The organism is Polaromonas sp. P3_C2 (assembly GCF_056402675.1).
Genome location: NZ_JBFUGX010000423.1, coordinates 1 through 3,734 on the forward strand (window position 1 = coordinate 1; position 3,734 = coordinate 3,734).

The 3,734-nt window shown below is 61.6% G+C and carries 3 protein-coding genes and 1 pseudogene; all 4 read right to left on the reverse strand.

All coding sequences use genetic code 11. The annotated features are described in order from the left end of the window. Positions 1-223: pseudogene (locus AC1DWI_RS16395) on the reverse strand (energy transducer TonB); the annotation flags it as partial. A gap of 132 nt (positions 224-355) precedes the next feature. Then, positions 356-601 carry a (2Fe-2S)-binding protein gene (locus tag AC1DWI_RS16400; RefSeq protein WP_457278810.1) on the reverse strand — a complete coding sequence of 82 codons (246 nt, stop codon included), beginning with the start codon at positions 599-601 and terminating at the stop codon, positions 356-358. Positions 602-882: 281 nt separating this feature from the next. Continuing rightward, complete coding sequence (locus AC1DWI_RS16405; protein WP_477671009.1) at positions 883-1,590, reverse strand: Fe2+-dependent dioxygenase; 708 nt, start codon at positions 1,588-1,590, stop codon at positions 883-885. Between the two features lie 85 nt (positions 1,591-1,675). Further along, the coding region (locus AC1DWI_RS16410) for a TonB-dependent receptor (protein WP_477725225.1) at positions 1,676-3,734 on the reverse strand (2,059 nt) is incomplete at its 5' end.

Here is a 3,734-nt window from a genome sequence, read left to right on the forward strand (position 1 = left end):
GGGTAGGGGGGACGGGCTCCACCTTGGGGGCGGGCGGGTCCACGAATTGCGTGAGGATTTCTGCAGGAATCACGATTTCGGCGGCGCGCATCAACAAGCCGCTTTGCAGCGCCCAGATGAACCCCACGTGCAGGCCCACTACCACGAGCGCGATAACAGCATTGCGGCTGAGGGGCTGGCGCGGCGGGGCGGGGCGTGGTGCGGTGGAGAAAGTGGCGTTCATCGAGAGGGAGATAGGTGGGCGAATGGCCACATGAGGCGCGGTTTCGGTCAAAAGGGCAACCAGGAAACTAGCGGCGGAAGATCCACCACGCGGAACCTATCACCAGCACAAGGCTGACAGGAAGGGCCGAAATCAGTATTGGGGAGAAGGTTGCAAGGTGTTCCATGGGCTGCCTTCCAGCGTGTGGGCGGCGAGCTTGATGTTGGCCGTCGGGCAGCTGGCGCTGCACTGCGCCACCACGTCGCGGGCGCAGCCTTCACACTGGCCGCACTGGGTGGCCACGCCGAGTTCGAACTGGATCTCGTCAAAGCCCAAGCCTGCTCGGGCATGGCGGGCAATTTCGCGGTCGGAGATTCGGCGGCAGACGCAAACGATCATGGATGGGCTTGGCTGGTGATTGATTCAATCGGTGCGTTGATTATAAATGCGAATCTATCGCATTTGCAATCATGAGATGCGGATTTCAGGAAGTGCGAGCTATTTGCAGAGGATTTTTGGCCTTGTTTTCGAAGCCAAATTCAGCAGTAAGCCTTTCTGGGCGGGCGCAAGCAGCTATGAATTAGATAGCGAAAAGGCTGTTTCTGGGGGTGAGCGAGGCACCATCGGGGTGATGGGTTGCTAAAACCCTTCACGATGCAGGACAAACGCGCTCCAACCGCCTAAACCTCAGCCCACATCCGCAGCAGGTTGTGATAGCAGCCTGTAAGCCGTACCACCTCGGCACCTTCGGCCGCACCTGGGGTTGAGCGTTCCAGGTCCTTTTGGCGCAGCGAGGTAATGGCCATATCCATTTCATACAAAAGCCGGCGCTGGGCATCGGAACGCACCATGCTTTCGATCCAGAAGAAGCAGGCCAGCCGTTCACCGCGCGTGACAGGCTCCACGCGGTGCACCGATGTGCCCGGGTACATGACCAGGTCGCCCGCCTCGAACTTGATGCGTTGCTCGCCGTAGGTGTCTTGCACGACCAGTTCGCCGCCGTCATAGCTGGCCGGATCGCTCAGGAACAGTGTGCAGGAAATATCGGTGCGCACGTGCCGTGCTGTGGCGGCATGCGTGCGTACCGCGTTGTCAATGTGGTTGCCGAAGTTGTTGGCGTCGCCGCCGTAGCGGTTAAAGAGGGGCGGATAGACCGATTTGGGCAGCGCCCCGGTCACGAACATCGGATTACGGGCCAGCGCCACCGACACGATGTGGCGCGCCTGCTGGGCGGCGGGCAGCTCTTCTGGCAGCTGCAGGTTGTTCTTGACGGTGCCGCTCTGGCTGCCGGCGGTGATGCGGCCGTCGGCCCAATCGGCGCCCAGGATCAGCTGGCGGACCTGCGCGAGTTCGTCCGGCTTGAGGGCTTGTTGAATGCGAAGCAGCATGGTGGGGCTTCCCGAAAGGCGACTGAAAAAAAATGGGCACCCGGAGTATCCCCCAGGTGCCCAACCTTGAAAACGTTCTTTTGAATCAGAACTTGCTGGTGAGCGTTACGCGCACGCTGCGTGCGTCGCCGGGCGCCACAAAGCCGCGGTACAACGTGTTGTAGTACACCTTGTCAAACAGGTTGTCGATGTTCAGCTTGACGGTGTTTTTTTCATTGATGCGGTATTCCACCAGCGCGTCGGCCTTCACGTAGCCCGGCACCCGGTTGGTGGCCGTGACGGCATTGGCCGGCTTGTTGGTGCTGACGGCGGTGAAGCCGCCGCCGATACGCCACTTGTCGCCGATGCGGTAGGTGGTGAACAGGTTGGCCTGGCGGCTTGGGCTCAGCCCCGGGTTTTGTCCGATCTCGGCGGTGGCGCCGGTCTTGTCGATTCTCGCCGTCAGGAAACCGATGCCTGCAAAGACATCCCACTGGGGCGTGATGCGGCCGGCGACCTCAAATTCCAGCGCATCGGTGTGCCGCTTGCCGGACAACAGGTAAGAGTTGGTGCTCGTGTCGATGTCGGTGTTGCGCTCGTTGTACTTCTCTGTGCGGGCCAGGGCTGCGCGCAGTGACAGGTCACCGCCGTAGAGCTCCCACTTGGCGCCAATTTCCATGTTGCGGCTGCTCTCGGGCGGCGTGTTGGCAGAGTTCGGGTCGAACTGATACAGGTCGCCGGAGGTATTGAACGACGTGCCATAGGCGGCGTAGTAGCTGACCTCATCGGTCGGCTGATATATCACGCCCAGCCGTTTGCTCAGCAGGCTGTCGGATCTGGCGAGCGTCCCGTTGTTGGGTGGTATGCCGGTGGGCCGTTGGTAGTCGGCCTTGAAGTTGTCCACGCGCAGGCCGGCAACCAGTTTCCAGTACTGCGTGAGGTCAATCGTGTCCTGCATGTACAGGCCCAGCGTAGTGGCCTTGAATGCCGTTTCCAGCCTCTGCGTGTAATTGCCCCCGATGCCGGTGCTGATGGGATTGCCCACAGTGGTGGTCGGCTTGGCCCCCGTCAGGAGGGGGTAGCTGAGGCGGTCAGAATTTTCCACGGCGTACTCGGCGCCGATCAGCAGGCTGTTCTTGCGGCCAAACCACTGAGTGGTCGTGAGGTAGTCGGTTTGCAGGAATGTGTGGTGTTCGTTGCCCGCCTTGGCATTGCCGGCGCTGGTGGCGCCGCGGCTCACCACCGTGTTGGCGTTCAGGTTGGCCAGGGTTGTGCCGGCGGCAAAGCTGGCCTGCGTGGCGCGWAGCGTGCGTGAGTAGTAGCCGTCGCGCACCGTGGTTTTCAGGCTGCTGCCGTCGGTCCATCGGTGGGTATGGCTCAGTGTGACAGCGTCGGCCTTGTCGTTCTGGAAGTCGGTGTTGAGGCCATACCAATATTTGTCGGTGCCTGGTGCAGGGCGGCTGTTAAACCACGCAAAGCCCCAGTCGGGCTTGTCGTTGTAGTGCAGGTGGTAGTAGCTGATTTCAAATTCGTTCGCTGTGCCGATGCCGAAGCGGTAGTCCAGGGCCAGGCCGCGGCGATGGGTGGAGGCGCTGGCATTTTCGCCGCGGCCATCGCCATCGGTGGCCATGGCGTTGATGCGCAAAGCTGCGTCGTCGTCGAGTTTGAAATTGAAGTCGCCCTGGTAGCGCTGATAGCCTTTGGTGCCGACGGTGGCGTTCACTTCGTGCTCGGTGATCAGGCGGGCTTGCTTGCTGACCTGGTTGATCACGCCGCCGGTGGAACCGCGGCCAAACAGCATGGAGGCCGCGCCGCGAAGCACTTCCACGCGCTCGGTGTTGAAGTTGTCGCGGTTGTACTGCGCAATGTCGCGCATGCCGTCGGTGTAGATGTCGCCCGCCGCGCTGAAGCCGCGAATGCGGATGTTGTCGCCGACCCGGCYGCCTTCGCCGGCTTCAAAGGTGATGCCGACGACGTTTTCGAGTGCGCTCTTGAAGCTGTCCTTGCCCTGGTCATGCATCAGCTTTTCGTTGACGACCGTCAGCGACTGGGGAACGTCCTTGGCCGGCACGGGCATCTTGCCGACACTGGTAATGCCGCTCTGGTAGGTCTGGCTGGCGCGATCGCGTGTGCCTGTCACCGTGACGGGGGCCAGGCTTCTGCCT